The 25774-nt window shown below is 61.6% G+C and carries 23 protein-coding genes and 1 tRNA gene; 11 read left to right on the forward strand and 13 right to left on the reverse strand.

Annotation, left to right across the window (positions count from 1 at the left end; translation table 11 throughout):
- Positions 1 to 150: 150 nt before the first annotated feature.
- From thrB to argS, 5 genes are read right to left on the reverse strand one after another with little or no spacing between them, the layout of a single operon-like run.
- A complete protein-coding gene (gene thrB, locus ACIQTW_RS03270) occupies positions 151 to 1125 on the reverse strand; it encodes a homoserine kinase (protein WP_402933635.1) in 975 nt (324 codons plus the stop codon).
- A gap of 2 nt (positions 1126 to 1127) precedes the next feature.
- Positions 1128 to 2231: a threonine synthase gene (gene thrC, locus ACIQTW_RS03275; protein WP_402933637.1), complete on the reverse strand. Its 1104-nt coding sequence runs from the start codon at positions 2229 to 2231 to the stop codon at positions 1128 to 1130.
- Entirely contained in the window at positions 2232 to 3548 is a 1317-nt protein-coding gene (locus ACIQTW_RS03280) for a homoserine dehydrogenase (protein WP_402933639.1), read from the reverse strand.
- Entirely contained in the window at positions 3541 to 5013 is a 1473-nt protein-coding gene (gene lysA, locus ACIQTW_RS03285; RefSeq protein WP_402933641.1) for a diaminopimelate decarboxylase, read from the reverse strand. Before lysA ends, ACIQTW_RS03280 begins: the two co-directional genes overlap by 8 nt.
- 4 nt (positions 5014 to 5017) lie before the next feature.
- Complete coding sequence (gene argS, locus ACIQTW_RS03290; protein WP_402933644.1) at positions 5018 to 6667, reverse strand: arginine--tRNA ligase; 1650 nt, start codon at positions 6665 to 6667, stop codon at positions 5018 to 5020.
- Between the two features lie 235 nt (positions 6668 to 6902).
- On the opposite strand from argS, the gene ACIQTW_RS03295 reads away from it, so the two are divergent.
- From ACIQTW_RS03295 to ACIQTW_RS03320, 6 genes are all read left to right on the forward strand, one after another.
- Positions 6903 to 7385: a hypothetical protein gene (locus ACIQTW_RS03295; RefSeq protein ID WP_402933646.1), complete on the forward strand. Its 483-nt coding sequence runs from the start codon at positions 6903 to 6905 to the stop codon at positions 7383 to 7385.
- Positions 7386 to 7390: 5 nt separating this feature from the next.
- On the forward strand, positions 7391 to 8263 hold the full coding sequence (locus ACIQTW_RS03300; protein WP_402933649.1) for an FAD:protein FMN transferase: 873 nt from the start codon (positions 7391 to 7393) through the stop codon (positions 8261 to 8263).
- Positions 8260 to 9762: an FAD-dependent oxidoreductase gene (locus ACIQTW_RS03305; protein WP_402933651.1), complete on the forward strand. Its 1503-nt coding sequence runs from the start codon at positions 8260 to 8262 to the stop codon at positions 9760 to 9762. The genes ACIQTW_RS03300 and ACIQTW_RS03305 overlap by 4 nt, the downstream gene beginning before the upstream one ends.
- A 130-nt stretch (positions 9763 to 9892) precedes the next feature.
- A tRNA-Arg gene (locus tag ACIQTW_RS03310) sits at positions 9893 to 9965 on the forward strand.
- 158 nt (positions 9966 to 10123) lie between these two features.
- Positions 10124 to 11164, forward strand: coding sequence for a M4 family metallopeptidase (locus ACIQTW_RS03315; protein WP_402936200.1), 1041 nt, complete (start codon positions 10124 to 10126; stop codon positions 11162 to 11164).
- Positions 11165 to 11244: 80 nt separating this feature from the next.
- Positions 11245 to 11547, forward strand: coding sequence for a protealysin inhibitor emfourin (locus ACIQTW_RS03320; protein ID WP_017199712.1), 303 nt, complete (start codon positions 11245 to 11247; stop codon positions 11545 to 11547).
- Between the two features lie 55 nt (positions 11548 to 11602).
- Here the strand turns inward: ACIQTW_RS03320 and ACIQTW_RS03325 are convergent, their stop codons facing one another.
- Positions 11603 to 12571, reverse strand: a complete 969-nt coding sequence (locus ACIQTW_RS03325) for a GlxA family transcriptional regulator (RefSeq protein WP_402933653.1) — start codon at positions 12569 to 12571, stop codon at positions 11603 to 11605.
- Positions 12572 to 12652: 81 nt separating this feature from the next.
- Between ACIQTW_RS03325 and ACIQTW_RS03330 the strand changes: the two genes are divergently transcribed.
- The 3 genes from ACIQTW_RS03330 (at position 12653) to hrpA (ending at position 17939) form a co-directional block, all read left to right on the forward strand.
- Entirely contained in the window at positions 12653 to 12823 is a 171-nt protein-coding gene (locus ACIQTW_RS03330; protein ID WP_402933655.1) for a hypothetical protein, read from the forward strand.
- A 159-nt stretch (positions 12824 to 12982) separates the two neighbouring features.
- Complete coding sequence (locus ACIQTW_RS03335) at positions 12983 to 13975, forward strand: helix-turn-helix transcriptional regulator (protein WP_402933657.1); 993 nt, start codon at positions 12983 to 12985, stop codon at positions 13973 to 13975.
- Between the two features lie 13 nt (positions 13976 to 13988).
- Positions 13989 to 17939: an ATP-dependent RNA helicase HrpA gene (hrpA, locus tag ACIQTW_RS03340; RefSeq protein WP_402933659.1), complete on the forward strand. Its 3951-nt coding sequence runs from the start codon at positions 13989 to 13991 to the stop codon at positions 17937 to 17939.
- Between the two features lie 102 nt (positions 17940 to 18041).
- On the opposite strand, the gene ACIQTW_RS03345 is transcribed toward hrpA, so the two are convergent.
- Genes ACIQTW_RS03345 through ACIQTW_RS03355 form a run of 3 tightly spaced genes read right to left on the reverse strand, consistent with a single transcriptional unit; the run spans position 18042 to position 20511 of the window.
- Complete coding sequence (locus ACIQTW_RS03345) at positions 18042 to 18470, reverse strand: HIT family protein (RefSeq protein WP_402933661.1); 429 nt, start codon at positions 18468 to 18470, stop codon at positions 18042 to 18044.
- Positions 18467 to 19615 carry an NAD(P)-dependent alcohol dehydrogenase gene (locus ACIQTW_RS03350; protein WP_402933664.1) on the reverse strand — a complete coding sequence of 383 codons (1149 nt, stop codon included), beginning with the start codon at positions 19613 to 19615 and terminating at the stop codon, positions 18467 to 18469. The genes ACIQTW_RS03345 and ACIQTW_RS03350 overlap by 4 nt, the downstream gene beginning before the upstream one ends.
- Positions 19612 to 20511 carry a sulfurtransferase gene (locus ACIQTW_RS03355; protein ID WP_402933667.1) on the reverse strand — a complete coding sequence of 300 codons (900 nt, stop codon included), beginning with the start codon at positions 20509 to 20511 and terminating at the stop codon, positions 19612 to 19614. Before ACIQTW_RS03355 ends, ACIQTW_RS03350 begins: the two co-directional genes overlap by 4 nt.
- An 83-nt stretch (positions 20512 to 20594) precedes the next feature.
- Here ACIQTW_RS03355 and ACIQTW_RS03360 point away from each other — a divergent pair, with 83 nt between their 5' ends.
- A complete protein-coding gene (locus ACIQTW_RS03360) occupies positions 20595 to 21677 on the forward strand; it encodes a PLP-dependent cysteine synthase family protein (RefSeq protein WP_402933670.1) in 1083 nt (360 codons plus the stop codon).
- Here the strand turns inward: ACIQTW_RS03360 and ACIQTW_RS03365 are convergent.
- Entirely contained in the window at positions 21674 to 22327 is a 654-nt protein-coding gene (locus ACIQTW_RS03365) for an MBL fold metallo-hydrolase (RefSeq protein ID WP_402933673.1), read from the reverse strand. The genes ACIQTW_RS03360 and ACIQTW_RS03365 overlap by 4 nt on opposite strands.
- 94 nt (positions 22328 to 22421) lie before the next feature.
- Between ACIQTW_RS03365 and ACIQTW_RS03370 the strand changes: the two genes are divergently transcribed.
- A complete protein-coding gene (locus ACIQTW_RS03370; protein ID WP_402933675.1) occupies positions 22422 to 22889 on the forward strand; it encodes a Fur family transcriptional regulator in 468 nt (155 codons plus the stop codon).
- Here the strand turns inward: ACIQTW_RS03370 and ACIQTW_RS03375 are convergent.
- The 3 genes from ACIQTW_RS03375 to ACIQTW_RS03385 form a co-directional block, all read right to left on the reverse strand.
- Positions 22886 to 23776 (reverse strand): metal ABC transporter permease, encoded by an 891-nt coding sequence (locus tag ACIQTW_RS03375; protein WP_402933677.1) that lies wholly within the window; start codon positions 23774 to 23776, stop codon positions 22886 to 22888. The genes ACIQTW_RS03370 and ACIQTW_RS03375 overlap by 4 nt on opposite strands.
- Positions 23777 to 24610 carry a metal ABC transporter ATP-binding protein gene (locus tag ACIQTW_RS03380; protein WP_402936202.1) on the reverse strand — a complete coding sequence of 278 codons (834 nt, stop codon included), beginning with the start codon at positions 24608 to 24610 and terminating at the stop codon, positions 23777 to 23779. It lies immediately after the preceding gene.
- A 135-nt stretch (positions 24611 to 24745) separates the two neighbouring features.
- A complete protein-coding gene (locus tag ACIQTW_RS03385) occupies positions 24746 to 25762 on the reverse strand; it encodes a metal ABC transporter solute-binding protein, Zn/Mn family (protein WP_402933679.1) in 1017 nt (338 codons plus the stop codon).
- Between the last annotated feature and the right edge of the window lie 12 nt (positions 25763 to 25774).

Consider the following 25774-nt stretch of genomic DNA (forward strand, 5'->3'; position numbering starts at 1 on the left):
TGCCCGGACAGCCGGCGTAGGTTCAGGAAACAGAGAGATTTCTGCGGCACCTGAGACAGGCCGGAAAGAGACGACACCACCAACGTTGGCACAGTTGACGAAAGGTACGGCAAAACACCGAGATCCAAAATCAGGGAACTGCCCGCGGCTTTACTGGCGGTGCACTTCCACTCTAGCACCTTGATCGTCCACAGCCAGCGTCATCACACGCCAACCGACGTCGGGTGTGTTGTCCGCCGTGAATGTGCCGATGAATGCGGCGATAGTGGCTGCTTCCTCAGATCCATTGGCCAGCACCATCACGGTGGGGCCTGCGCCGGAGACAACGGCTGCATGGCCCGCAGACCGAAGAGCAGCCATAAGGTCGGCACTCGGACGCATTGCCTGAGCGCGATAGCTCTGGTGGAGATAGTCTTCCGTGCCAGGCAGCAGCAATGTTGGGTCCACAGTGAGTGCGTGAATCAGCAAGGCTGCACGTCCGGAATTCATCGCTGCCGCGTGATGTCCAACGGATGCCGGGAGCAATCCGCGTGCAGTCTCCGTGGCTAGTTCGTAGTCCGGGACCGCCACCACGGGGATAACTGACGGTGCGACGTCAGCGCGTGTGGTGCTGTACTGCTCGCTGTCCTGCCATGACAGCGCCAGTCCGCCGAAAATGGCGGGTGCGACGTTGTCCGGGTGGCCTTCCATCTCGCTGGTCAACTGCAGAATCCAGTCGCGGTCCTGCCGGAAATCGGTGGGAACCAATGCGTTGGCAGCTGTTACGGCAGCAACCACAGCGGATGCTGAAGACCCCAGCCCCCGGCCATGTGGATTGACGTTGTCCGCAATGATCTTCAGACCTGAATGCCGGAATCCAAGCCGAGTCAGCGCAAGGTCAATGGCACGAACAACCAGATGGCTGGCGTCACGCGGGAGGGAGTCAGCGCCCTCACCGGAGAGCTCGAACTCGAGCTCTCCGGCACTGAGGGTTTCCACCGTCAAGGTGTCGTAAATCGACAGGGCCAAGCCGAGGCTGTCGTAACCGGGCCCCAGGTTGGCACTCGTACCGGGGACCTTGACGGTCAGCCGCTGACCTGCCGCGACAAGTGCACGATCGGTCGCGGTGGGCTGCGTTGATTCCACTCTTAGTTTTCTTCCAGTCCCAGTTCTGCGGCAACAGTGACGACATCGTTCGGCACCTTGACGGGCTGGACATCGCTGCCGTCCTCGGTGCGGAGGGCCCACTGCGGGTCCTTGAGCCCGTGTCCGGTGACCGTGATGACGATGGTTTTGCCGGACGGAACCTGGCCTGCAGCGTGCTTCTTGATCAATCCCGCGACACCTGCAGCGGAACCGGGTTCGACGAAGACGCCTTCCTTCGCTGAAAGCCAGCGGTGGGCGGCCAGGATTTCGTCGTCGGTGACAGCCTCGATCAATCCGCCTGATTCGTCACGGGCCGCAACTGCGGTCTCCCATGAGGCCGGGTTACCGATGCGGATGGCAGTCGCGATGGTGTCGGGCTCGGTAATGGGGTGCCCTGCAACGAACGGCGCGGCACCTGCAGCTTGGAAGCCCCACATGACGGGTGTCTTGGTGGAAACAGCCGGGAGTGTCCCGTTTGCCGTCTCGAACGGCGCGGAATACTCCTTGTAACCCTTCCAGTAGGCGCTGATGTTGCCTGCGTTGCCCACTGGCAGTACGTGGATGTCGGGGGCGTCGCCCAGTGTGTCCACAACTTCGAAGGCGCCGGTCTTCTGGCCCTGGATGCGAGCCGGGTTGACTGAGTTCACCAGGAACACCGGGTAGGCTTCCCCGAGCTTTCGAGCGATGTCCAGGCAGTTGTCGAAGTTACCGTCAACTTGGAGCAGGGTGGCACCGTGGGCGATAGCCTGGCTCAGCTTGCCCATGGAGATCTTGCCTTCGGGTACCAGCACCGCGCACTTGAGGCCTGCGGCAGTGGCATAGGCAGCAGCTGAGGCGGACGTGTTGCCGGTGGAGGCGCAAACCACAGCCTTGGCACCGGCCTCCACAGCAGCTGTCATGGCCATTGTCATGCCGCGGTCCTTGAACGAACCCGTGGGGTTCATGCCTTCGACCTTGAGGTATACCTCGGAGCCGGTCAGCTCTGAAAGCTTCTGCGCATGGACCAGAGGCGTGCCGCCCTCACCCAGGGTGATGACCTTGGTGGCTTCCGTTACAGGCAAACGATCAGCGTATTCGCGGATTACTCCGCGCCATTGGTGAGCCACTTAGACCCCTTCTACCCGGAGTACGGATGTTACAGAATTGATGACGTCCAGGCCCTTCACGGCCTCGACGGTTGCCGCGAGTGCAGCTTCGGACGCACGGTGCGTCACGATTTTCAGCTCGGCCGACTCAACGTTGGAGGCGGAGTCGCGGTGGATCGTTTGACGCATGATTTCGATGGAAACGCCGTTCTCCGCAAAGATGTGCGCGATCCTGGCCAGCACGCCGGCTTGGTCAGCGACGTCCAGGCCGATGTAGTAGCTGGTGGTGGACGCATCGATGGCCAGCGCCGGAACGTGGCCAGTGGTGGTCTCCGTCCGGCCGGGGCCGCCCAGAACCAAGCGCCGCGCGGCAGACACGAGGTCACCAAGCACGGCGGATGCGGTGGGCGTCCCACCTGCACCTTGGCCATAGAACATTAGTTCGCCGGCATTTTCCGCTTCAATGAAAACGGCGTTGAAGGCGCCACGGACAGCAGCCAGCGGGTGTTCGCGAGGCAGGAGCGTGGGGTGGACGCGCACGGAAATGCCGCTGCCGTTGTCCGATGACTCGATCTTCTCGGCGATCGCGAGCAATTTGATGACAAAGCCAGCTTCCTTGGCGGAGGCAATGTCCGCAGCGCTGACCTTGGTGATGCCTTCGCAATAGACATCATCCAGCGAGAAGCGCGTGTGGAAGGACAACGATGCAAGGATCGCTGCCTTCGCTGCAGCGTCGTGGCCTTCGACGTCGGCAGTGGGGTCCGCTTCTGCATATCCAAGGCGCTGGGCTTCGGCGAGGGCGTCGGAGAACTGCGCACCTGTGGTGTCCATCTGGTCAAGGATGAAGTTGGTGGTGCCGTTGACGATGCCCAGGACCCGGGTGATGCGGTCGCCGGACAGGCTGTCGCGGATAGGGCGCAGGATGGGAATCGCCCCGGCGACGGCGGCCTCGTAGGACAGTTGGACGCCAGCCTTGTCTGCCTCTTCGTAGAGTGTGGGGCCGTCCTGTGCGAGCAGTGCCTTGTTGCCGGTGACAACGCATGCGCCGTTCTGGATGGCCGTCAGGATCAGCGAACGGGCAGGTTCGATGCCGCCCATGAGTTCAATGACGAGGTCTGCGTCCTTGACCAAGGTATCGGCATCCGTGGTGAAGAGTTCGCGCGGCAGTTCGACGTCGCGCGGGGAGTCGATATTGCGCACGGCGATGCCGGAAAGTTCCAAGCGGGCTCCGCTGCGGGCTGCGAGGGCCTCGGCGTCGTCAATCAGAATCCGCGCAACCTGGGCCCCAACGTTGCCACAGCCCAGCAGGGCCACCTTCAGGGTTTGCACTTCAGACATTCGCCACTCCCATGTCGCGGTTCAAGAGATCTTCTTCGGTTTCCCCACGGACAATCAGCCGGGCAGCTCCGTCGCGTACAGCGACAACGCCAGGCCTGGCCAGGTAGTTGTAGTTGCTGGAGAGGGCCCAGCAGTAGGCGCCGGTACCCGGTACTGCGAGCAAATCACCGGCTGCCACGTCCGCGGGCAGATATACATCTCTAACAACTATGTCGCCGCTCTCGCAATGTTTGCCCACTACGCGGGACAGCTGAGGATCCGCCGAAGAGTTCCGGGAAGCCAAAATTGCCGAATAATCCGCGTCGTAAAGCACCGGGCGCGCGTTGTCGCTCATCCCGCCGTCCACCGACACATAGCGGCGGGGATACGTAACGTTGTTGTCCCCTTCTTCCCCTTCAGTGACGTCGACACGGACGGTTTTGAGCGTGCCAACTTCATAAAGCGTGAACGTGGTGCTGCCCACGATGGCGCGTCCGGGTTCAATCGAGATGCGCGGTGGAGTGATGTCCAGCTCAACGCACTTGGAACGCACGACGGCGGCCATCGCCTGCGCGATTTCGGCTGGCGGCCGGGGTGTATCCACCGGGGTGTAGGCGATTCCGTAGCCGCCGCCCAGGTCCAGTTCGGGCATGACGATGGAGTACTTGGCCTGCATGGAGGCCAGGAAGCCCAGCAGCTTCTCCGCTGCAAGGGCAAAGCCGTCCGGCTCGAAGATCTGTGAACCGATATGGCAGTGCAGGCCCAAGAGCTCGATGCTGGCGTAGGAGGTTGCTGCAGCCACCGCTTCCTCGGCTGCTGACAGGCCGGCTTCATCGGTAGTGTCGCCGGCCATGGAGAGGCCAAACTTCTGGTCCTCGTGTGCCGTGGCAATGAACTCATGGGTGTGGGCGTGTACTCCTGGGGTCAGCCGGAGCATGACCTTGGCAGTTTCGCCGCGGCTGGAGGCAATCTTCGCCACCCGCTCCAATTCATCGAGGCTGTCCACCACGATTCGGCCGACCTTCATATCCAAGGCTCGCTTGATCTCGGCGTCGGACTTGTTGTTGCCGTGCAGGCCAAGATTGGGGCCCTCGATTCCCGCACGGGCGGCCACAGCCAACTCGCCGCCCGAACAGGTGTCCAAGCGAAGGCCCTCCTCGGAAACCCAGCTGGCTACTGCTGTGCACAAGAACGACTTCCCGGCGTAGTAGACGTCCACTCCCCCGCAAATGTCCGCGAAGGCGGAATCAAACGCGTCTTTGAACGCCCGTGCACGGGAACGGAAGTCCGATTCGCTCATCACGAACAGCGGAGTTCCGTACTGCTCCTTGAGCTCGCTGATGGAAACGCCGTCAATAGTGACCTCACCGGCGTCGTTCTTCTCAACTCCGGCCGCCCACATGGGTGCCTGCAAGGCGTTGAGGTCTTGGGGAACAGTCAGCCATTCGGGTGCGAGCGGAGAAGCGTGTGCAGCATTTGTGGTCATTTCCCTACATCCGTTCCGGCGCAGAAACGCCCAGCAGTTCGAGTCCGTTGGCCAGCACTTGGCTGGTGGCGTCGTTCAGCCACAGACGCGTGCGGTTGACATCCTGTACTGGCTCGTCCCCTTGCGGCGAAACGCGGCAAGCGTCGTACCAACGGTGGTAGGCACCGGCGATGACTTCGAGGTGGCGTGCCACACGGTGCGGCTCGCGCAGTTCGGCAGCCTTCGCCACGATTGACGGGTAGCTGCCGAGGTAGGAGAGCAACTCGTTTTCCGTGGCGTGGTCCAGGAGCGATGCGTCAAAGACGGAACGCTCCACCCCGGCCTCGGCAGCATTGCGTGCTGTGCCGCGGGAGCGGGCGTGCGCATACTGCACGTAGAAGACCGGATTCTCATTGCTGTGTTTCTTCAGCAGTTCGGGATCCAGCGTCAGCGGCGAGTCAGCCGGGAAACGAGCCAGGGAATAACGGACGGCATCCTTGCCGAGCCAGGAAATAAGGTCCTTGAGCTCAATGATGTTACCGGCACGCTTGGAAAGCTTGGCGCCATTCACGGACACAAGTTGGCCGATGAGGACCTCAATGTTGACCTCGGGATCATCTCCCGCGCAGGCCGCGATTGCTTTCAAACGGTTGATGTATCCGTGGTGGTCCGCACCAAGCAGGTAAATCTTCTCCGTGAAGCCGCGGTCCTTCTTTGAGAGGTAGTACGCGGCGTCCGCAGCGAAGTAGGTAGGTTCGCCATTGGCGCGGATCATTACACGGTCTTTGTCGTCACCGAAGTCTGTGGTGCGCAACCAGACGGCGCCGCCGTCGTCGAAAACGTGGCCTTGCTCGCGAAGGCGGGCGACGGCGGATTCGATCGCACCGGCGTCGTGCAGTTCCTTTTCGGAGAAGAAGACGTCAAACTCGACGCCGAACTCGGCCAAGGTGGTCTTGATGTCCGCCATCTGTGCCTGGTAGGCGGCGGCGCGGATTACGGGCAGGGCTGCCTCGTCCGTCAGCTCCCGGATGTCCGGATGGGCCTTCAGGACTTCGTCGCCAAGCTCGCGGATGTACTCGCCCGGATAGCCACCCTCAGGCACGCCACGCCCGTGAAGGCGCGAGAGGACCGAGTTGGCGAAGACGTTCATCTGCGAGCCGGCGTCGTTGATGTAGTACTCGGCGGTGACGGTGGCGCCGGAGGCACGCAGAACGCGGGCAATGGCATCGCCCAAAGCGGCCCAGCGAGTGTGCCCGATGTGCAACGGACCGGTGGGATTCGCGGAAACGAACTCCATGTTGACCACACGGCCCGCGAGCGCCTGGTTGGTGCCATAGCTGGCTCCGGCCTCAACAATGGCTTTGGCGAGGGCGCCGGCTGTGGCAGCATCCACGGTGATGTTCAGGAAGCCCGGACCGGCGATTTCCACTCCGGTGACACCGGGAATGCCTTGCAGATGGTTGCTGAGGATGCCTGCGAATTCCCGGGGATTCATGCCGGCCTGCTTGGAGAGCTGCAGGGCGATGTTGGTGGCCCAGTCTCCATGATCCCGGTTCTTGGGTCGCTCCACTCGTACGGCGTCGGGCACGGCAGATTCCGTCAGGGCGATTTCGCCGGTGGAAACGGCGTCCTTAAGGCAGGCGGATATGGCAGCAGAGAGTTCTTCGGGAGTCACGCCTCTAGCCTACCGGGGGCCCGCAAAGTCGCGGAATTGAGGGTCCCGTATGTGGATAATGTGGTCACAGCGTATTCACAGGAACGGCCACCCGACGCCACAGACTGAACCATTACGCTGAATTCGACGTTGTGAACACGTAGGAGGTGGCCTCGTTGGTCATCCCGGTACACGCAGTATCCCTTGACGTAAATGACCATTGACGAATTCTTGTCCAGTTGAAACGAGCAGAACCATGACTACGCCACTCCGCAAGAGCATCTACGTTGGTTTCGCCGGCCTCTCCATCATTGGAACAGCCGCGGCATGCGCCCCCACAACCGAAGCCCCCTCAACCCAAACCCCCGCTACCCAGGATGCAGGCCAGGCCTCCACCAGCAGCCCTTCAGCAGCGGGCACTTCATCGTCAACGGCTGTCGCGTCCAGCTACAGGGACGGGACCTACAGTTCCGACGGCACCTACACTTCGCCTAATGGCCAGGAGACGGTGGGTGTTGAACTGACGCTTGCAGCCGACAAGGTTTCTGCGGTCAACATCACCGTCCACCCTTCCAATCCCAATACCAAGAAGTTCCAGGGTGAGTTCGCCAGTGGCATCGCCGCACAGATCGTGGGCAAGGATATCGACGAACTCAACGTCTCCAAGGTGGCTGGCTCTTCGCTGACATCCGGTGGCTTCAACGAAGCCGTGGAACAGATCAAGTCCCAGGCCAAGTAGCAGCCATGCCGCACCCTGGCTGGAGCACCTTCCGCTTCGAAGGGATCGGTACGCAGTGGGAGATTTCGACGCCGGACAGCTTAGTACCCGCCGTCCGAAGCGAACTGCTTGAAACAGTAGCGGCATACGACAAGACGTGGTCACGGTTCAGGACGGATTCTTTGGTGTCCGGCCTTTCCCGTAGTGCAGGCAAGATCACCCTGCCGGGGCACGCCGTCGTCCTGCAAAAGGTCTACTCCGCGCTGTATCGCCTCAGCGGTGGTGCCATGACCCCACTCATCGGCAGCAGCTTGGAGCGGCTGGGTTATGACGCCACTTATGCCCTCGCGCCATCGGGCAGGCCCGTCCCCCCGCCTCGTTGGGAAGACGTCCTTGATTGGGCAGGGACCGAGCTGGCCGCCAAACAGCCGGTGGTTTTGGACATTGGAGCCGCCGGGAAGGGCCAGCTCGTGGACCTACTGGGCGAAGTCCTGCGGGAAGCCGGCTACACCGACTTCCTGGTGGACGGGAGTGGCGACATGCTGCACTCCGGGAAACACCCCGTCACGGTTGCTTTGGAGCATCCCTATAACCCGCGACAGGCCATAGGCACAGTGGAATTGGACAACTACGCGCTGTGTGCCTCGGCCTCGAACCGCCGCACGTGGGGTGATGGACTCCACCATGTCCTGGACGGAACAACGGGCGAACCTGTACACACCACTGTGGCCACATGGACCATGGCTGAAAGCGCCCTGGTGGCAGACGGCCTGGCCACGGCATTATTCATGCTTGAAGCTGCTCCGCTGGAGAAGGAATTCGAATTCTCATGGCTTACGGTGTCGTCGAGCGGTGCTGCCGCCTTTTCGAAGGGTTTTGAGGGGAGACTGTTCACATGATTGCCGCTAAGTCTCGCGTGGACACCTGGTTGGGCCGCTTCACCATGTACCGCTTGATTCTCTGGGTGCTGGGAGTACTGGCGGCCTACAGCATGGTCCTCAACATCCTGGGATGGCTGACCTTTGGCCTACCTGAGATGTTGGTCCATTTGGTGCTCTGCCTGGGCGCAACCTATGCCTCCGGCCGACTCCTGGCTTTGCTCTTTGGTGTCAAGCAGCATACGGAGTCGTCACTGATCACCGGACTGCTGCTGTATTTCCTCTTCTGGCCCGCCTTTGGAGCGATGGAGATGGCGGGCGTTGCTTTGGCTTGCGTGCTTGCCAGCGTGTCCAAGTACGCTCTGGCCTTCCGCGGGCGACATATCTTCAACCCGGCCGCCGCAGGTGCGTTCATTACGGGCCTGACGGGGCTCAATATCGCCACGTGGTGGGCCGCCACCCCGGCCATGCTCTGGCTCCTGGTTCCGGGAGTGGTGATTGTCCTGTATCGCACACGGAAAATGCTGATGGGCACCGTTTTCCTGGTGGCTGCCACAAGCATCATCACCGTGGAGCTGCTGAGCCGCGATATGACGCTGGGACAGGCTTTATGGCAGGCCTTGGCCCAACGGCCGTTGCTGTTTTTCGTCGGCTTCATGCTTTCGGAACCTCTCACCCTGCCTCCCCGCCGCTGGCAGCAGTTGGCGCTTGCCGCCGTCGTGGGTGTCGTTTTCGCGGTCCCCTATAACTTCGGCTTCATTGCCAACTCCCCGGAGCTCGCACTGCTGCTGGGCAACCTCATTGCGTTCTTCCTTGGACAGCGCGGCGGCGTCCATCTGACGTTTAAGGGCTCGCGCCCCCTCACCCCCGCCAGTACTGAATTCAGGTTCGAACCGCAGCGGCCTGTGCGTTTTGAGCCCGGACAGTTCATGGAGCTCAACCTGCCGCATTCCGGATCCGACGGCAAGGGCCGTCGCCGCGTCTTCAGCATTACCAGCCCACCTGGCGCGGCTGAGGTTACCTTCGGCGTGGGTACGGCCGAGCCGCTGTCTGCAGCGAAGAAGGCACTGCTTGCGCTTCGGCCCGGGGACAGCGTTTCCGCGACAGCCGTGGGTGGAGACTTTGTTTTACCGCACGACGCCGGGAAGCCGGTCCTGCTGATCGCCGCAGGAATCGGTATCACGCCTTTCCTGTCACACCTGGCCGCCGACGACGCCGCGCGCAACACCGTGGTGCTGTACTTAGCGAAGGGCCGCGAGGAGCTGGCCGCCGTGGAACAGCTGGAAGCCTCCGGCGCCAAGGTGATCGCCCGCCTTGCGGACGGTTCCACTCCCCCGGAGTTCATGGTCGACGCCGGTACTTCCAGAATCGATGCAGCGCGCCTTAAAGAGCTGGTTCCGGACATCGGGGATCGGGAAGTCTTTGTCTCGGGCTCGCCGGCGAGTGTGGATTCCCTTCGAGCTGCAGCACGTGGCGCAGGAGCGCGTCGGGTGCACGTGGACTCGTTTGCGGGTTACTGATTCGAAGGGTTCGGGGCCGGGCTTGCTGGTCCGGCACCGTGACTTTCGTCTGCTGTGGCGGGTTTTCATTTGCGGCACAGGGACTGCTAAGCTCTAGGACGTCCCACCGGCAACGGAGGGAACCCTGGATGCCCTCGTAGCTCAGGGGATAGAGCGTCTGCCTCCGGAGCAGAAGGCCGTAGGTTCGAATCCTATCGAGGGCACAACGAATACCCCGCCAGCCTTGCTGGCGGGGTATTTTTTTGTGCCGGATATGGACTATCAGTTGGGGGCTTGCCGCGCTTGGACCGCAATATTGTCAGCCCCTGCTCCTAGGCTGATTTCAGTTGGTCATACCGATAGCCAAAGGGGTTTTGCCGTGATGTGTTCAATCGTCCCGCCGTATATGCTGCGCCGGATTGCTGCCCGGAACGAACCACGACTCCGGGCAGTTGCCAGGGCCGCGAAGGAGTCGTTGCTGCATATCAAGGATCTGCAGGCCATCCGGACGGCCCCCATCCCCGCTGCACCGCCGAGCGCACGTCAAGCCAAACCCGGTCCGCCCAAGCGGACAATCTTCGACGCCGGGTCCTCCGAGACCCTGCCCGGCCGCATTGTCCGCAAGGAAGGATCTCCGCCCGTCGGCGACGTTGCTGCGGACGAGGCTTACGACGGCCTCGGGAGCACACACCGGCTGTATGGGGAGATCTTCGGCAGGGACTCGATTGACGACGCAGGGCTCGCCTTGGATGCAACGGTCCATTACGGGAAGCTCTACGACAACGCCTTTTGGAACGGGAGCCAGATGGTCTTCGGCGACGGCGACGGCCAGATTTTTCAGCGCTTCACCAAGTCCGTGAGTGTCATAGGCCATGAACTGGCACACGGGGTCACCCAATACACAGCCAATTTGGCTTATCGAAATCAGGCTGGAGCGCTGAACGAGTCCATGTCGGACGTCTTCGGGGTCCTCGTCGAGCAGTATTTGAAGCAGGAGTCCGCCCGGGATGCCAGTTGGCTCATCGGGGAGGGCCTCTTCACAGATCAGGTACAAGGCTCCGCCCTGCGCTCAATGAAAGCGCCCGGGACAGCTTATGACGACGACGTTCTGGGTAAGGACCCACAACCGGATTCCATGGATACGTATGTACGGACGAGTGCTGACAACGGCGGAGTGCATATCAACTCCGGAATCCCCAATAAGGCCTTCTACGTGGTTTCCACAGAACTGGGAGGCAATGCCTGGGAGGCGCCCGGCCAGATTTGGTACGGCACCTTGACCAGTGGATCCCTGCCGGCAAACTGCACGTTTGGAAAGTTTGCCAGGACCACGGTCGCAACTGCTGAGGAACTTTTCGGCAGTGGATCAGCTGAGCATGACGCCGTCCTGAAGGCGTGGGAGACTGTGAAGGTCAAGGTTTAGTCAGGTGGCGGGACCGGACAGTTTGGTTCGGTCCCTGCCGGTTGGCTGACAACGGAACGTCGAACGAGAAGCAGCCGGCTATGAAGATCACCGTCCAACGCAGTGGGGGAATCGCCGCGATGACACGCGTCTGGAGCGTAGATGCCGTGTCCCCCGATGAGAAGGAACGATGGGTGCCGATCGTTGAGGCCTGCCCGTGGGACGAAGCCAAGAGCCAGTCCCGGACACCCAATGAGCCGGACCGTTTTATGTACTCCATCCGTGCGGGGCAGCGACGGGCAACCCTTCCCGACCGCGCCGTCACAGGCCCCTGGCAGGAACTGGTGGAATGTGCCAAGGCCGAAGGTGCAGAGTCACGGGGCGGGTTCGGAAGCCGCCGCTAACGAGCCACACACATGGCCCGGAGCGGTTTCCATCGGCTGCTGATGTGACGCGATTTCAGATGGCTTCTGCCAACTGCCCCCGGAATGCCCGCCTGTAGCTTTGCGGACTTGTGTCAAGCACTTTGGTGAAGTGGTGGCGCAGCAGGACCGAATGCCCGAACCCTGCAACACGAGCGATCTCGTCGATGTTCAACTCAGTGGTTTCCAACAGTTCCTGCGCACGCAGCACACGCTGCGAGTTCAGCCATGCTGCGGGTGTCGCGCCGGTTTCCGCCCTGAAACGGCGGGCGAACGTCCTGGGAGACATGTGGAGCCGCGCAGCCAACTCGTTCACGCTGTGCTCTTCGTCGAGGTGTTCAACCATCCAGCGCAGCAACGCCTCCATAGGCGCTGAACCACAGCGGGGCATGGGCCGGTCGATGAACTGGGCCTGCCCTCCGTCGCGATGTGGGGGTACCACCATGTCACGCGCGATTGCCGCAGCCACGTTCGCCCCTAGTTCTTCGCGGACAAGGTGGAGGCATGCGTCGATTCCGGCGGCCGTGCCGGCGCTGGTGATGATGGTCCCGTCCTGAACGTAGAGGACGTTCTCATCCACGATCGCATTCGGGTACCTGCTGGCCAGGTCCTGCGAGTAGTGCCAGTGTGTGGTGCACCGGCGTCCGTCCAGCAACCCTGCCCGGGCCAAAGCATAAGCACCGGAGCAAATGGACATCACCCACGCCCCTCTGGCATGCGCAGCGCGCAAGGCGTCAAGCACCGCTTCCGGGATTTCCTGGTCGCGGCCGAACGGCGCCATGATGACGAGGTCCGCGTCGGCTGCTGCTTCGAGGCCGAGGTTTACATGAAGGGATAAGCCGGACTTCATGCGGATATCACCCGGTTCCGGGGCAACCACCCGGAAGTCAAAAGCCGGGACACCGGCACCACGGTCCGATCGGTCAATGCCGAAGACCTCGAAGGCTGTACCGAATTCAAAGACCGAGAAGTTGGGGACCACGATCACCGCCACTGATTTCAACACATCTCCAGTGTGGCAGAAAATTGTCTGAATGGGGCATTTCTGCCACTGTTTCTTCAACTGCCACAGGAGCAGGCTTGAGGCATGGAAATCTTTGGAATCATCCTCTTCATCGTCCTCATCACCGCCGTCGCTGCCACCGTTTCAGCCCTGTTGAAGGATGGACGCGGGCACAACCCGCCCATCAACTCCAAGGAACCCTGGAGCGCTTTCGAGGCTCCGAGCAGCCCGTATTGGAACCCCCGCATCTACTAGGGGAATGCCAAGCCACTGCAAAACCCGGCAAGCCACATCCACACGACGCCCGTCCGTTCATGGAATTCTGCAGGATTCCTCTGAACGGCGGGCGTCCCTATTTGCCCATGGTCCCGCCAATGGACCCATGCGGATGTCCCATGGGCTAGATTCACATGCATGATCCAAACGTCTGCGCGGCTCCTCCAGCTGTTGTCACTGCTGCAGGTGCGCCGCGAGTGGACGGGACCAGCCTTGGCCCACCGCATGGGTGTGACGGAGCGGACCGTGCGCCGGGACATCGACAAGCTGCGCAACCTGGGATATCCCATACAAGCCTCCCCCGGCATAGCCGGTGGTTATCAGCTTGGTGCCGGCGCGCAGCTTCCGCCGCTGCTGCTGGATGACAACGAAGCCCTGGCTGTCGCCTTGGGTTTGAATTCCGTAGCCGCAGGCCCCGTGGCAGGCATCGGTGAGGCATCCGTCCGCGCCTTGGCCAAGCTGGAGCAGGTCCTGCCATCCCGCTTGCGTCCCAAGTTCGCCATGCTGAAAGCCGCCGTCACCACCCTCCCCAGCAACGCGGGGACCGTTGATCCCCAGCAACTGACCGTCGTGTCCGCTGCCATATCGGACCGGCGCCAAATCTCCTTCGACTACGTGAAATCCGACGGCGAATCGGCACGCCGGCTGGTGGAGCCCTACAGGTTGGTGGACACCGGACGCCGCTGGTATCTGGTGGCGTGGGACGTTGAACGGGAAGATTGGCGAACCTTCAGGGCTGACCGTCTTGCTTCCCTGCCGTCGGAACGGAAGAGGTACACGCCAAGGCCCCTGCCGGCGGAAGACCTCGCCGCTTACGTGCAGCAGTCCATCACCCGCTCGCCGTACAGGTTCGACGTCGTAGTGCGGCTCCGCGCTCCCCTGGCCGAGGTATCCGCCGTCGTTAATTCCCAGTACGCGACACTGACGGCCGACGGTCCAAAGGCCACAATCCTGCGGTCCGGATGGGACAACCTGGCCGCCCCGGCGGCATATTTGGCAGCTATGGACATGGACTTTGAGATCCTCGAGCCTGCTGAATTCAAGGCTTACGCCATGGAACTCTCGAGCCGGCTGCGCGCTGCGGCCGGGACTGTGACCGACACAGCGGACGTTGAACCGCACTCACAGTAGACTGACAGCAGCCATGACACTTCATATTTCCTACCCCGCAGAGCTGCCCGTATCCGAGCGCCGCGAGGATCTGATGGCGGCCATCGCCGCAAACCAGGTGACCATCATTGCCGGCGAGACCGGTTCGGGTAAGACCACCCAGATCCCCAAAATGTGCCTCGAGCTTGGCCTTGGAGAGAGGGGCCTCATAGGGCACACCCAGCCACGCCGGCTGGCAGCCCGCACCGTGGCCGAGCGCATCGCTTCCGAACTCGACGTGGAAATTGGCCAGGAAGTTGGCTTCCAGGTCCGCTTCACCGGCGAGGTCAGTACGTCCACCAAGATCAAGCTGATGACCGACGGCATCCTGTTGGCTGAGATCCAGCGGGACAAACTCCTGCGGAAATACAGCACCATCATCATCGACGAGGCCCATGAGCGCAGCCTCAACATCGACTTCATCCTTGGCTACCTCAAGCGAATCCTCCCCCAGCGCCCGGACCTCAAGGTCATCATCACCTCGGCCACCATCGATCCCCAACGGTTTGCCAAACACTTCGGCACCGAGGAAGATCCGGCACCAATCATTGAGGTTTCCGGGCGAACATATCCTGTAGAGATCCGGTACAGGCCTTTGTCGCAGCCGACGGGCGGGGACGAAGACACCTCGGACGATGAACTTGAGGAGGACCGCGATCCCCTTGACGCTGTGTGCGACGCCGTGGACGAGCTCGCCAAGGAGGCACCCGGCGATATCCTCATTTTCTTCTCCGGTGAGCGCGAAATCCGCGATGCTGCTGAGGCGATCAACGGCCGCATCCAAACGAACAGGCGCCTTACCGGGACGGAAGTCCTGCCCCTTTTTGCCCGGCTGAGCCTTCAAGAGCAACACAGGGTTTTCAACCCCGGCGGAAAACGGCGCATTATCCTGGCCACCAACGTTGCCGAAACGTCGCTGACCGTACCTGGCATCAAGTACGTGATCGATACCGGAACCGCGCGCATTTCCCGGTACTCACACCGGACCAAGGTCCAGCGCCTTCCCATCGAGCGCGTGTCCCAGGCTTCGGCCAACCAGCGCTCGGGCCGCTGTGGGCGCGTTTCCGAGGGCATTGCCATCCGTTTGTACTCGGAAGAAGACTTCGAGTCGCGTCCACTGTTCACGGACCCGGAGATTCTCCGGACCAACCTCGCTGCCGTCATCCTGCAGATGACCGCCATGGGAGTTGCCCGCGGACCCAAAGACGTAGAGAACTTCCCCTTCGTGGAACCGCCCGACTCCCGGGCCATCAACGACGGCGTCACGCTCCTGCGCGAACTCGGCGCCTTGACCTCGCCCAAGTCCGGTGACGCGGGTGGCAACGGTCGCCCCGGCAGTGGACTGACCGCCGTCGGGCAGAAACTGGCACAGCTGCCGGTGGATCCACGGCTGGGCCGGATGATTGTGGAGGCGGGAAAGCGCGGCTGTGTCCGTGAAGTCATGATCCTGGCGGCTGCCCTCACCATCCAGGACCCCCGTGAACGGCCAACGGACAAGCAACAATTAGCTGCGGAGAAGCATGCGCGGTTCCGCGACGAGCTCTCGGACTTCACCGGCTTCCTCAATCTATGGAACTACATCCAGGAAAAGCAGCGCGAGCTGTCCTCTACCCAGTTCCGCAAGCTATGCCGCAACGAGTTCATCAATTACCTCCGCGTCCGCGAGTGGCAGGACCTCTTCACCCAGCTCCGGCAGATGGCCAAACCCCTTGGCATATCGCTGGACAACAAACGGGAAGCGGATCCCGTAGGCAACTACGAGGGCATCCACATCAGCCTGCTCTCGGGCTTGCTCAGCCACATCGGCCTCCTCGATGAGCGCAAACGTGAATATGCCGGTGCCCGCGGAAGCCGTTTTGCGATCTTCCCCGGGTCAGCACTGTTCAAGAAATCGCCCACGTTCGTCATGGCTGCGGAGCTGGTGGAAACGAGCCGCCTCTGGGCACGTGTCGCCGCCAAGTTCGATCCCGTGTGGGCCGAGCAGGTAGCCCCTGACCTGGTGAAGCGTTCGTACAGTGAACCGCATTGGTCTTCACGGCAAGGCGCCGTCATGGCCCATGAGAAAGTGACGCTGTACGGCGTCCCGATCATTCCCAACCGCCGGGTCAACTACGGGCGGGTCGATCCCGAGCTCTCACGTGAACTGTTCATCCGCCATGCGCTGGTGGAAGGTGAGTGGAAGACGCATCACAAGTTCTTCCACCGTAACCGCGCCCTCCTGCAGGAAATCGAAGAACTCGAAACCCGCATGCGGCGCCGGGACATCCTGGTGGACGATCAGACGCTCTTCGAGTTCTACGACGCACGCGTGGGCAAGGAAGTGGTCTCCGAGAGGCACTTTGATAAGTGGTGGAAGGACGCCCGGCAGTCAGACCCCGACCTCTTGGACTTCGACCAATCGTTACTGATGAGCGAAGACGCCGAAGCCTTGGACGACTCCGCGTATCCGAAGACTTGGATGCACAAGGGATTCGAACTACCACTGAGCTACGAGTTCCATCCTGTGGCTCCTGGCTCGGCCCCCAATCCGTCCGACGGCGTCACCGCCGAAGTTCCGGTGTTGTTCCTCAATCAGCTCGACGATGCCCCCTTCCGCTGGCAAATCCCCGGCCAGCGGGTGGAGCTGGTCACTGCCCTCATCAAGTCGCTGCCTAAACAAATCCGGAAGAATTTTGTGCCTGCCCCGGACGTTGCAAAGCAAGCAACCGCGGCACTGGAAGCGGATTTCGATCCCGCCACCGATGAGCTCGAGCCATCCTTGGAACTGGTCCTTCGACGGCTCCGCGGGCACGTCATTCCTCCCGGATCCTGGAATTGGGAAGCAGTACCGCCTCACCTACGCGTCAGCTTCAAGGTGGTGGACAGCAGTGGCAAGGTGCTCGACGAAGGAAAGAACCTGGCTGAACTCCAGGAAAAGCTGGCGCCGGCCACGCGCCGCGCCATCGCTGAGTCCCTCGGAGCAACACCTGCGACGACCTCACGCGCGAAGGGCGTCAAGACAACCGGGGCGGCGGGCGGCGCACCCAGTGGTGGAACGCCGGCATCAGGGCCGGCTCCCGCCGTTGGTGGGGCGGTTGCCGAACGCGAGGGCATCACTGCATGGGACTTCGGCACCGTTGAGCGTCAGGTTACTCGCACCGTGAAGGGGCACGCCGTGACCGGCTTCCCTGCCGTGGTCGATGAGGGCAAGTCTGTTGCACTTCGCGTTTTCCAAACCCGAGCGGAACAGGAAGCCGCCATGCGTGGCGGTGTCATCCGGCTGCTGGCGCTGCGGATCCCGCCGCCGGACCGATACGTGCTGGAACACCTCAGTAATACGGAAAAGCTGACTTTCAGCCAAAACCCGCATGGATCCGTGAGTGCACTTATCGCTGACTGCGCACTGGCTGCCATCGACAAACTGGTTCCTCATGATCTGCCGTGGAACAAAGTGGCTTTCGATGCGTTGTACGAGGTCGTCAGGGCAGAACTTATCGACACCGTGTTTACGGTGACTGCCGTCGTCGAACGAATCCTGGCCAGTACGCGGCGCATCCAGAAGCAGCTGAAGTCCAACGCCAGCTTGCCTCTGATCAGCGCCCTCAACGACATGAAAAGCCAGCTGGAGCAGCTGGTTTTCCCGGGCTTTGTGGCACAGACGGGCTACGCGCAGCTTAGCCAACTGCCACGTTACCTACAGGCGATCGAGAAGCGGTTGGAAAAGCTCCCGGGTAACGTTCAACGGGACAGCTTGAACATGGCTATCGTGCAGGCGTTGGAAGACGATTATGACGATGCCGTGTCGGCGCTCCTTCCGGGGCGCAGGGCCGGCGCCGAGTTAACCCGGGTGCGTTGGATGATCGAAGAGCTGCGGGTGAGCCTCTTCGCCGTCGAGCTTGGTACTGCCTACTCGGTGTCGGAAAAGCGCATCCGCACGGTCCTGAACCAGGCCTTGGCACCCGTCTAGCGGCTGTATCGCTCCCACACGGCCAAAAGGGATGAAAAAACCCGGCAGCGCTTATTAAGCGCTGCCGGGTTAACTCATGGAGGGCTCGGTCCTCACCCAGGATTAGTCTTCAGGAACAGCGTCCCCGTGGCCGGCTTCCCGAAGGGCAGCACGGAGCTTCACGGCGGTGGCCTCCATGACTGCGGGATCCGGGTTGTGGTCCACGTTGTGGATTTCAAAGTCTGCCGTGGAGTAGGCAGGCCACACGTGGACATGCAGGTGGTCCACCTCGAAGCCTTCCATCAGCACGCCAACGCGCTTGGCGTCAAACAAATCCTCCTGCACCTTGCCGATGCGCTGGGCCACGTCCATGACCTTGGCCAGCAATTCCGGGCTGGCTTGCGTCCACGAGTCCACTTCTTCACGCGGCACCACCAGGGTGTGTCCCTGGGTAATGGGCGAGATGGTCAGGAAGGCAACCACGTCCTCGTCTTTCCAGACAAAACGGCCCGGGATCTCCCCGTTGATGATCTTGGTGAACAGCGTGCTCATGCGTCTGCCCTTTCGGATTGTTCCTGGAGTGTTGCGGTGTCCAGTACGAAACGGTACTTCACGTCCCCGGCCACCATGCGGTCGTAAGCTTCATTGAGTTGCCCGGCTGCCACTATTTCGACGTCGCTCACAACACCATGTTCGGCGCAGAAATCCAACATTTCCTGGGTTTCCGCAATGCCGCCGATCAGTGAACCCGCATAGGCGAGTCGCCGGCGGATGAGCAGCCCCGGGCTGACCGGGGGCATGTCATCCGCGGGGAGGCCCAATTGGAAGAGTGCTCCGTCCAGGCGAAGGGTCCGGAAATACGGATTGAGATCATGCGGCGCTGCGACGGTATCGATGATGACGTCGATGCTCCGGTTGGCGGCCTCCATGGCGTCCGCGTCCTTGGAGAGGACCACATGGTCCGCGCCCAGTTCCCGGGCAGCCGTGAACTTGGATTCCGACGTCGTGAATACGGTGACAACGGCACCCATGGCCTTGGCGATCTTCACTGCCATATGCCCAAGGCCACCAAGCCCTACGACACCCACGGAGTCGCCTTCCTCCACGTCGAAATACCGCAGCGGAGAGTAAGTGGTGATTCCAGCACACAGCAAGGGAGCCGCTGCTGCCGGATCAAGGGCCTCCGGAATTCGCAGCACGAAGCGCCTGTCCACCACTACCGACGTAGAGTATCCGCCTTGCGTAATTTGGTTCCCGTGACGCGGGTCCACAGCTCCGTAGGTACCGACGTTGCCCCTCTCGCAGTACTGTTCCAGTCCTTCAAGGCAGCTCTCGCATTCGCGGCAGGAATCCACCATGCAACCCACGCCAACACGATCGCCCGGGGCAAATTCCTGCACCCCGGCACCCACACGTGTCACACGGCCCACGATCTCGTGTCCGGGAACCAACGGGTAGGGAGGAACCCGCCATTCGCCGCGCGTTGCATGCACGTCAGAGTGGCACAAACCACAAAATTCGATCGCGATTTCGATGTCGTCCGCTGTAGGGGTCCGGCGCGCAACAGTCAGCGGCACCAAACCACTTTCCGGGGAAGTGGCCCCGTACGCTGCAGCCAGCGTTCCGGACCGGTCTTCTTTGCTATCCAAAGTGACGGGCTTGGCGAGGGGCGGGGGCACAGGGCGTCCGGGAGTCATGCTCCGACGCTACTCCCGGCAGCCGTGCTTGTGCCACTTGGGCCAGCGGAGTCATCGTCAAACGGCGCGCTGCCCACAGCAACGTCATTCGAAGCATTGTTTGACCACTGCGAGAATGAACCGGGATAGAGCGCCGCACGGTATCCGGCGATCTCCAAGGCAGCAATCTCATGGGAAGCTGTCACGCCGGACCCGCAATAAACAGCAACGTTGGACGAGTTGTCCAGACCCAACTCCTCAAAACGCCTCCGCAGCTCTTCACTTGGAAGGAACATGCCGTCGGGTGAGACGTTCCCTGTGGTCGGCGCGCTCACCGCACCGGGAATGTGCCCGGCCCTGGGGTCTATCGGTTCTACCTCGCCCCTGTACCTCTCCCCTGCCCGGGCATCCAGCAACACACCATTGCGGTGCCACAGTGCCGCCTCCTGCTCAGTGATGGCCGGCATGAGGCCTTCTCCCAGAGTGACATTTCCGACGGCGGGAGTCACCTCACCGGATTCCACCGGGTAACCAGCCTCCCGCCAAGCGGCAAGGCCGCCGTCGAGCAGGTACACAGAGACAAATCCAGCGTTCCGCAGCATCCACCAAACGCGTGCCGCGGCCATGCTCCCGCTGTTGTCGTAAGCAACCACGGTGTCACCGTCGTTAATCCCCCACTTTTGAGCCGACTCCTGAAAACGCTCCGGGCTTGGTAAAGGGTGGCGGCCCAGCCCGGGTTGTGCGTGATCGGCCAGCTCTGTGGGGAGGTCCACGAAAACGGCACCGGGAAGATGGGCGCCCAGATATTCAAGGTGCCCGTCAGAGCGGCCCAGGACCCATCGGACGTCGAGGAGTACGCTCCGCCGCCCGGTTTCGAGTCGCTGGTGCAGTTCTGACGCACTCATCAACGTGGCCATGGGATCTCCTTCGTTCTGGCGGCTGCTCGTCCTGCCGAGGTTTCGTTGCTGCCGGTGTCCGAATTCCAGCCTAGGCTTATCCGGTGAGCAATTCGTGTATTCAGGACAGGGCATGGGCCAGCGAGGCCATCCGTAAGATCGAGGCCGAGAATAACCGCTCCGCCGACACCCACCTTTATGCAGTTCCACTCCCTGACCACTGGGGAGTCCAGCTGTACCTGAAGGACGAGTCAACCCACAGATCCGGCAGCCTCAAGCACCGTCTGGCGCGATCCCTGTTCCTGTACGGCTTGGTCAATGGCTGGATTACCGAGGGCACCACCATTGTGGAAGCCTCCAGCGGCAGCACGGCCGTATCGGAGGCTTACTTTGCCCGGCTCATCGGACTGCCTTTCATTGCAGTCATGACAAAGACCACCAGCCCCGAGAAGATCGCCCTGATCGAGGAATTCGGTGGTGCCTGCCTGCTGGTGGACCACGCCTCGGAGGTTTACGCCGTAGCCGAAGAGACGGCCAGGACGTCCGGCGGCTATTACATGGACCAATTCACGTTTGCCGAGCGGGCAACGGACTGGCGGGGCAACAACAACATCGCGGAGTCGATTTTCGATCAGTTGTCCTTGGAAGAGCATCCGGTTCCGGAATGGATCGTTGTGGGCGCCGGCACCGGCGGAACCAGCGCCACCATCGGCCGTTACCTGCGGTACAACCGATACAACACCCGCCTAGCCGTAGTGGATCCCGAAAACTCAGCCTTCTACCCGGCGTGGCGGGACGGAGACGCAGCCGCAGCCACTGGCCTGCCTTCCAGGATTGAAGGCATCGGCAGGCCTCGGTCTGAGCCCAGCTTCGTGCCGGCGGTCATCGACCATATGATCCAGGTGCCCGATGCCGCGTCGGTTGCCGCCATGCGGCACCTCCGGAAACTCACCGGCCTGCACGCAGGGCCTTCAACCGGGACCAACCTTTGGGGCGTCTGGCAGTTGGTTGCCGGGATGGTGGCCGAGGGCCGTAAAGGCAGCGTCGTTTCCCTGATGTGCGACGCCGGCGACCGCTATGCGGGAAGCTACAACGACGCCGGATGGCTGGCCGCGCACGGACTGGACCCGGCGCCGCACGAAGCGGTACTTGAACACTTCCACAACACAGGAGTGTGGACCGGCTAGACCTCCACGGATTCATGTGGCGCCAGTCGCGCGTAAGTGGTTCCGTAGCGGGCCCCGATCCGTGTCACATGTCCCTCTACTATCCCCCGGCCCAGTTCGTTGAGCAGCCCGTCATGGACAGGGAAAGCCTTGGGAGCACGGACGGCGATGACGAAGTCCACAACCTCTCCCACTTTGGACCACGGGGCATGGATGGGGACAAGAAGGGTTTGGACATTGATTCCGTCAGGGACCACGAATGAATCCCCGGGGTGGAATACGTTGTCATCCACCAGGTAGCCGATGTTCGCTACAACTGGAATCTGGGCGTGGATAACGGCATGCTGCCCACCGTAAGTCCGGATGTTAAAGCCTGCAGCTTCAAAGACGGAGTTGGGCTCCACAGCATGCACGCGGCCGGCGACATCCGCGTTTTCCTTGAGCGCAGCTGCCACCCCGGCTGGCGCGTGGACCTCCAGCATGGTGTTGCCCCGCAGGGCTGCCGTCACTGCCGGGCGGTCAATGTGGTCATTGTGCTCGTGCGTGACGAGGACAGCGTGGGCTCCCCTTAACGCTTCCTCTGACTCTGAGAAAGTCCCGGGATCGATCACCAGGACCCTTCCCTCCTTCTCCAACCGAACACAGGCATGGGTGTACTTGGTGAGCTTCATGGAGACAGCCTAGGGCCGCCCGCTGACGGTTTCCAAGGTTCCCCTACTGGTAAAATTGGGGTTTGCCAGCATCCCCAGGGAAGTGAGTCTTTCAATGCCACAAGGCACCAGTCCCGCCTCGACCGGCCAAGACGCGCCGGCCACCAGCGGCGTCAAGGAGCAGCGCGTCACCAAGCAGCGCTTGGCCGTCAGTGCCGCCTTGGATGAATTGGATGACTTCGTCAGCACCCAGGAGCTGTACCGGCTTCTGCAGAACAAGGGCATCTCGGTGTCCTTGGCCACCGCCTACCGCATCCTGCAGTCCCTGGCTGACGATGGGCTCATTGATGTCCTCCGGAACGGTGACGGCGAAGCCGTCTACCGTCGTTGTGCAGTCACAGGGCACCACCATCACCTGCTATGCCGCAACTGCGGCAAGGCAGAAGAAGTGGAAGCACCCGCCGTCGAGACCTGGGCTGCCCGTACGGCAACTGAACATGGCTTCACCGAGGTGGCCCACACAGTGGAGATCTTCGGACTGTGCCCCGAATGCACGGCCAAGAAAGCAGCCGGCAAGCTCTAGAGCGCACCTGCCGGTTGGTCGCGTGACACCCGCCCGTTGAGGCCTCTGTTGGCGCGAACCCTGCCAGTGATCCGGCACACCACGTAGATCAGGAAGGACAGCGTGGTGACGTAGGGGCTGATCGGAATGCGGCTGCCCAAGGCCAGGAGAATACCGCCCACTGTGGCCGTCATCGCGAAGATTACACTCAGCAACACCACCAAACGGGGCGATGTGGTGACCCGCAGCGCAGCAGCTGCAGGGGTAATCAGCAAGGCAAGGACCAACAGCGCGCCAACGATCTGGATGGACAGGGCCACGCTGACACCCAGGAGAACCATGAAACCGATGGCCAGGCCACGGACAGGGACACCTCTGGCCTCAGCCATCTCCGGGTCAACGCTGGCAAAACTCAGTGGCCGCCAGATGGCCGCCAGTGCCCCCATCACCAGCACTGCGGTGCCGGCCAAAACCTGGAGTTGCACCGTATCCACGGACACAATCTGACCGGTCAGCAAGCCGAACTTGTTGGCCGCGCGCCCCTCATAAAGGGCGAGGAACAGGATCCCCAGGCCCAGCCCGAACGGCATGATCACCCCGATGATCGAGTTCTTGTCCCGGGCCCGGACTCCCATGAAACCCAGAAGCACTGCCGCGGCCACCGAGCCGATCAAGGAACCGAAAATGATGTCGGTGCCAATCAGGAGAGCAAACGCGGCGCCGGCGAAGGACAGCTCTGAGATGCCGTGAACAGCGAAGGCAAGGTCCCTTTTCATCACGAAGGTGCCAACCAGTCCGCCCAGCAATCCGAGGACAGCTCCCGCCCAGATGGAATTTTGGACAAGTACCAGCAACTCACCGTAGTTCTCGAAGTTGAAAATGGTCTGCAGGATGCTCTCAAGATCCATCTAGAACTCCTCCCCGGCGGTGGCGTGGGCATCGTCATGAAAGTGCGTGGTTGCGTCTGGAAGACCGACGACGACGATCCTTCCGTTGGTGTGGATGACTTCCACATGACTGTCGTACAGCTCGGAAAGAACCTCCGTGGTCATGACTTCCTGAGGCGTTCCAACGCGGAACTGGCCACCGGCAAGGTAGAGGACGCGGTCTACGTAATCGATGACAGGGTTGATCTCGTGGGTCACGAAGACCACGGCACTGTTCCGATCGTGGCATTGCTTGTTGATCAGTGAACTGACGCCCTGCTGGTGATGCAGATCGAGGGAAAGCAGCGGCTCATCGCATAGGAGAACCTGAGGCTCAGTGGCCAGTGCCTGTGCCACCCTGAGACGTTGTTGCTCACCACCGGATAACTGACCCACCGGCACCTTGGCATAGTCTGACGCCCCCACTTGCTCCAACAACTCGTCGATCCGCTGGTTGACTTTGCCGGATGCGAATCGCATTCCCCAGCGGTGCCCATCGATCCCCAGCCCTACCAGGTCGCGGGCCCGGAGCGGAGTATCCGCCGCAAAGGACTTTTGCTGCGGTATGTAGCCGATCCGCTTGCTCCCGCGTTCAACGGGGTGGCCGCCCAGCGACACCGTTCCGGAATGCAGCTCCTGCAACCCCAGGAGGACTTTCAGGAAGCTTGTTTTGCCGCTGCCGTTGGGACCAAGCACCGCAAAGAACTCTCCGGGGTGAATGTCCAGGTCCAGATCCCGCCACAGTGTCCTCTTGCCGAACTGCAGGCTCGCTCCGCGGAGGCTCACTACCGGTGTCAAAAGTTGTCCTCGATCCATGCGCTCCGAGGAACGCAATAGTTGTGCCGCTGGTCTCCGCGGCTGTGTGCTGATGGCAGGCAAAGGCCCCGCAGCCATCCTGAATATCTTAGGACGCCAACGGGGCTCTTCACTGCACGTTGCCTTGCTGGATGGCTACTTCTTAAGTGCTGCCGAAATGGATTCCACGTTGTCCGCCATCCACTGAAGGTAGTCCTTGCCGTCCGGAAGCGTTTCGGTGAAGTCCACAACCGGCACCCCTGCATTTTCGGCCGCCCGCTTGACGGACTCGGTTTGTGGCCCCTCCGTCTGCTGGTTGTAGGCAAGGAGACGCACAGATTTGGCACTGACGAGGTCTGCAGTTTCCTTCAGGACAGCGGGAGGAACATCTGTTTCCTCTTCGATGGCCGCGCTGTAAGCCTCCGGCGTCTTATTTTCCAGGCCGGCCGCTTCCAGGAGGTACAGGGGAACGGGTTCGGTTACAGCCACTGGTGCACGCTCGTTTCCGGCCTTGATGTCACCGAGCTTGCCGGTCAGTTCAGAGAGTTTTGCTTTGAAGGAATCCGCGTTCGCAGTGAAAGTGGAGGCAGATCCGGTGTCCAGGGTGCCCAACTTTTCGGCAACGGCATCGGCGAGCTTGCCCATGGCGTCCAGGCTGTACCAGACGTGCTCATTGAACTCGCCATGCTCATGCGCGTGCTCATCTTCGTTGTGGGCCCCGGCACTACTGGATTCCGTGCCATGTCCTTCTTCTTCGGGGGCCAGCCCCGAGATCTCCACAGCACTGATCATGTTCTGGTGACCGACCTTGGTCTCGTCAGCAATTTTGTGAAGGAATTCGTCGTACCCTCCCCCGTTCTCCACCACCAGCTTGGCCTTGGAGATCACCAGCTTGTCCTGCGCAGTGGCTTCATAGGAGTGCGGATCCTGGCTGGTCTTGGTGATGATCGCGCTCACCTTGACCTTGTCACCACCAATTGCCTTGACCACATCCCCATAGACGTTGGTGGAGGTCACTACCTCAATGGCATCAGATGACGACGGGGCATCGCCGCCGGCCGGGCCGGCGCAGGAGGACAACAACAGGGCAGCAAGACCTGCAGAGGCGGCAAGGGAAAGTCGGACGGCGGAGCGGCGCACGGAGACCTCGGATCTAGTCAAAATGAGAATCAAACACAATTAGGG

The organism is Paenarthrobacter sp. NPDC090517, assembly GCF_044769165.1.
Classification (GTDB): domain Bacteria; phylum Actinomycetota; class Actinomycetes; order Actinomycetales; family Micrococcaceae; genus Arthrobacter.

Coding starts and splice junctions, on each gene's coding strand:
- ACIQTW_RS03280 (WP_402933639.1), bottom strand. CDS start 3,548: ATGTCTGAAGTGCAAACCCTGAAGGTGGCCCTGCTGGGCTGTGGCAAC.
- lysA (WP_402933641.1), bottom strand. CDS start 5,013: ATGACCACAAATGCTGCACACGCTTCTCCGCTCGCACCCGAATGGCTG.
- ACIQTW_RS03295 (WP_402933646.1), top strand. CDS start 6,903: ATGACTACGCCACTCCGCAAGAGCATCTACGTTGGTTTCGCCGGCCTC.
- ACIQTW_RS03300 (WP_402933649.1), top strand. CDS start 7,391: ATGCCGCACCCTGGCTGGAGCACCTTCCGCTTCGAAGGGATCGGTACG.
- ACIQTW_RS03305 (WP_402933651.1), top strand. CDS start 8,260: ATGATTGCCGCTAAGTCTCGCGTGGACACCTGGTTGGGCCGCTTCACC.
- ACIQTW_RS03315 (WP_402936200.1), top strand. CDS start 10,124: ATGTGTTCAATCGTCCCGCCGTATATGCTGCGCCGGATTGCTGCCCGG.
- ACIQTW_RS03320 (WP_017199712.1), top strand. CDS start 11,245: ATGAAGATCACCGTCCAACGCAGTGGGGGAATCGCCGCGATGACACGC.
- ACIQTW_RS03330 (WP_402933655.1), top strand. CDS start 12,653: ATGGAAATCTTTGGAATCATCCTCTTCATCGTCCTCATCACCGCCGTC.
- ACIQTW_RS03335 (WP_402933657.1), top strand. CDS start 12,983: ATGATCCAAACGTCTGCGCGGCTCCTCCAGCTGTTGTCACTGCTGCAG.
- hrpA (WP_402933659.1), top strand. CDS start 13,989: ATGACACTTCATATTTCCTACCCCGCAGAGCTGCCCGTATCCGAGCGC.
- ACIQTW_RS03345 (WP_402933661.1), bottom strand. CDS start 18,470: ATGAGCACGCTGTTCACCAAGATCATCAACGGGGAGATCCCGGGCCGT.
- ACIQTW_RS03350 (WP_402933664.1), bottom strand. CDS start 19,615: ATGACTCCCGGACGCCCTGTGCCCCCGCCCCTCGCCAAGCCCGTCACT.
- ACIQTW_RS03355 (WP_402933667.1), bottom strand. CDS start 20,511: ATGGCCACGTTGATGAGTGCGTCAGAACTGCACCAGCGACTCGAAACC.
- ACIQTW_RS03365 (WP_402933673.1), bottom strand. CDS start 22,327: ATGAAGCTCACCAAGTACACCCATGCCTGTGTTCGGTTGGAGAAGGAG.
- ACIQTW_RS03370 (WP_402933675.1), top strand. CDS start 22,422: ATGCCACAAGGCACCAGTCCCGCCTCGACCGGCCAAGACGCGCCGGCC.
- ACIQTW_RS03375 (WP_402933677.1), bottom strand. CDS start 23,776: ATGGATCTTGAGAGCATCCTGCAGACCATTTTCAACTTCGAGAACTAC.
- ACIQTW_RS03380 (WP_402936202.1), bottom strand. CDS start 24,610: ATGGATCGAGGACAACTTTTGACACCGGTAGTGAGCCTCCGCGGAGCG.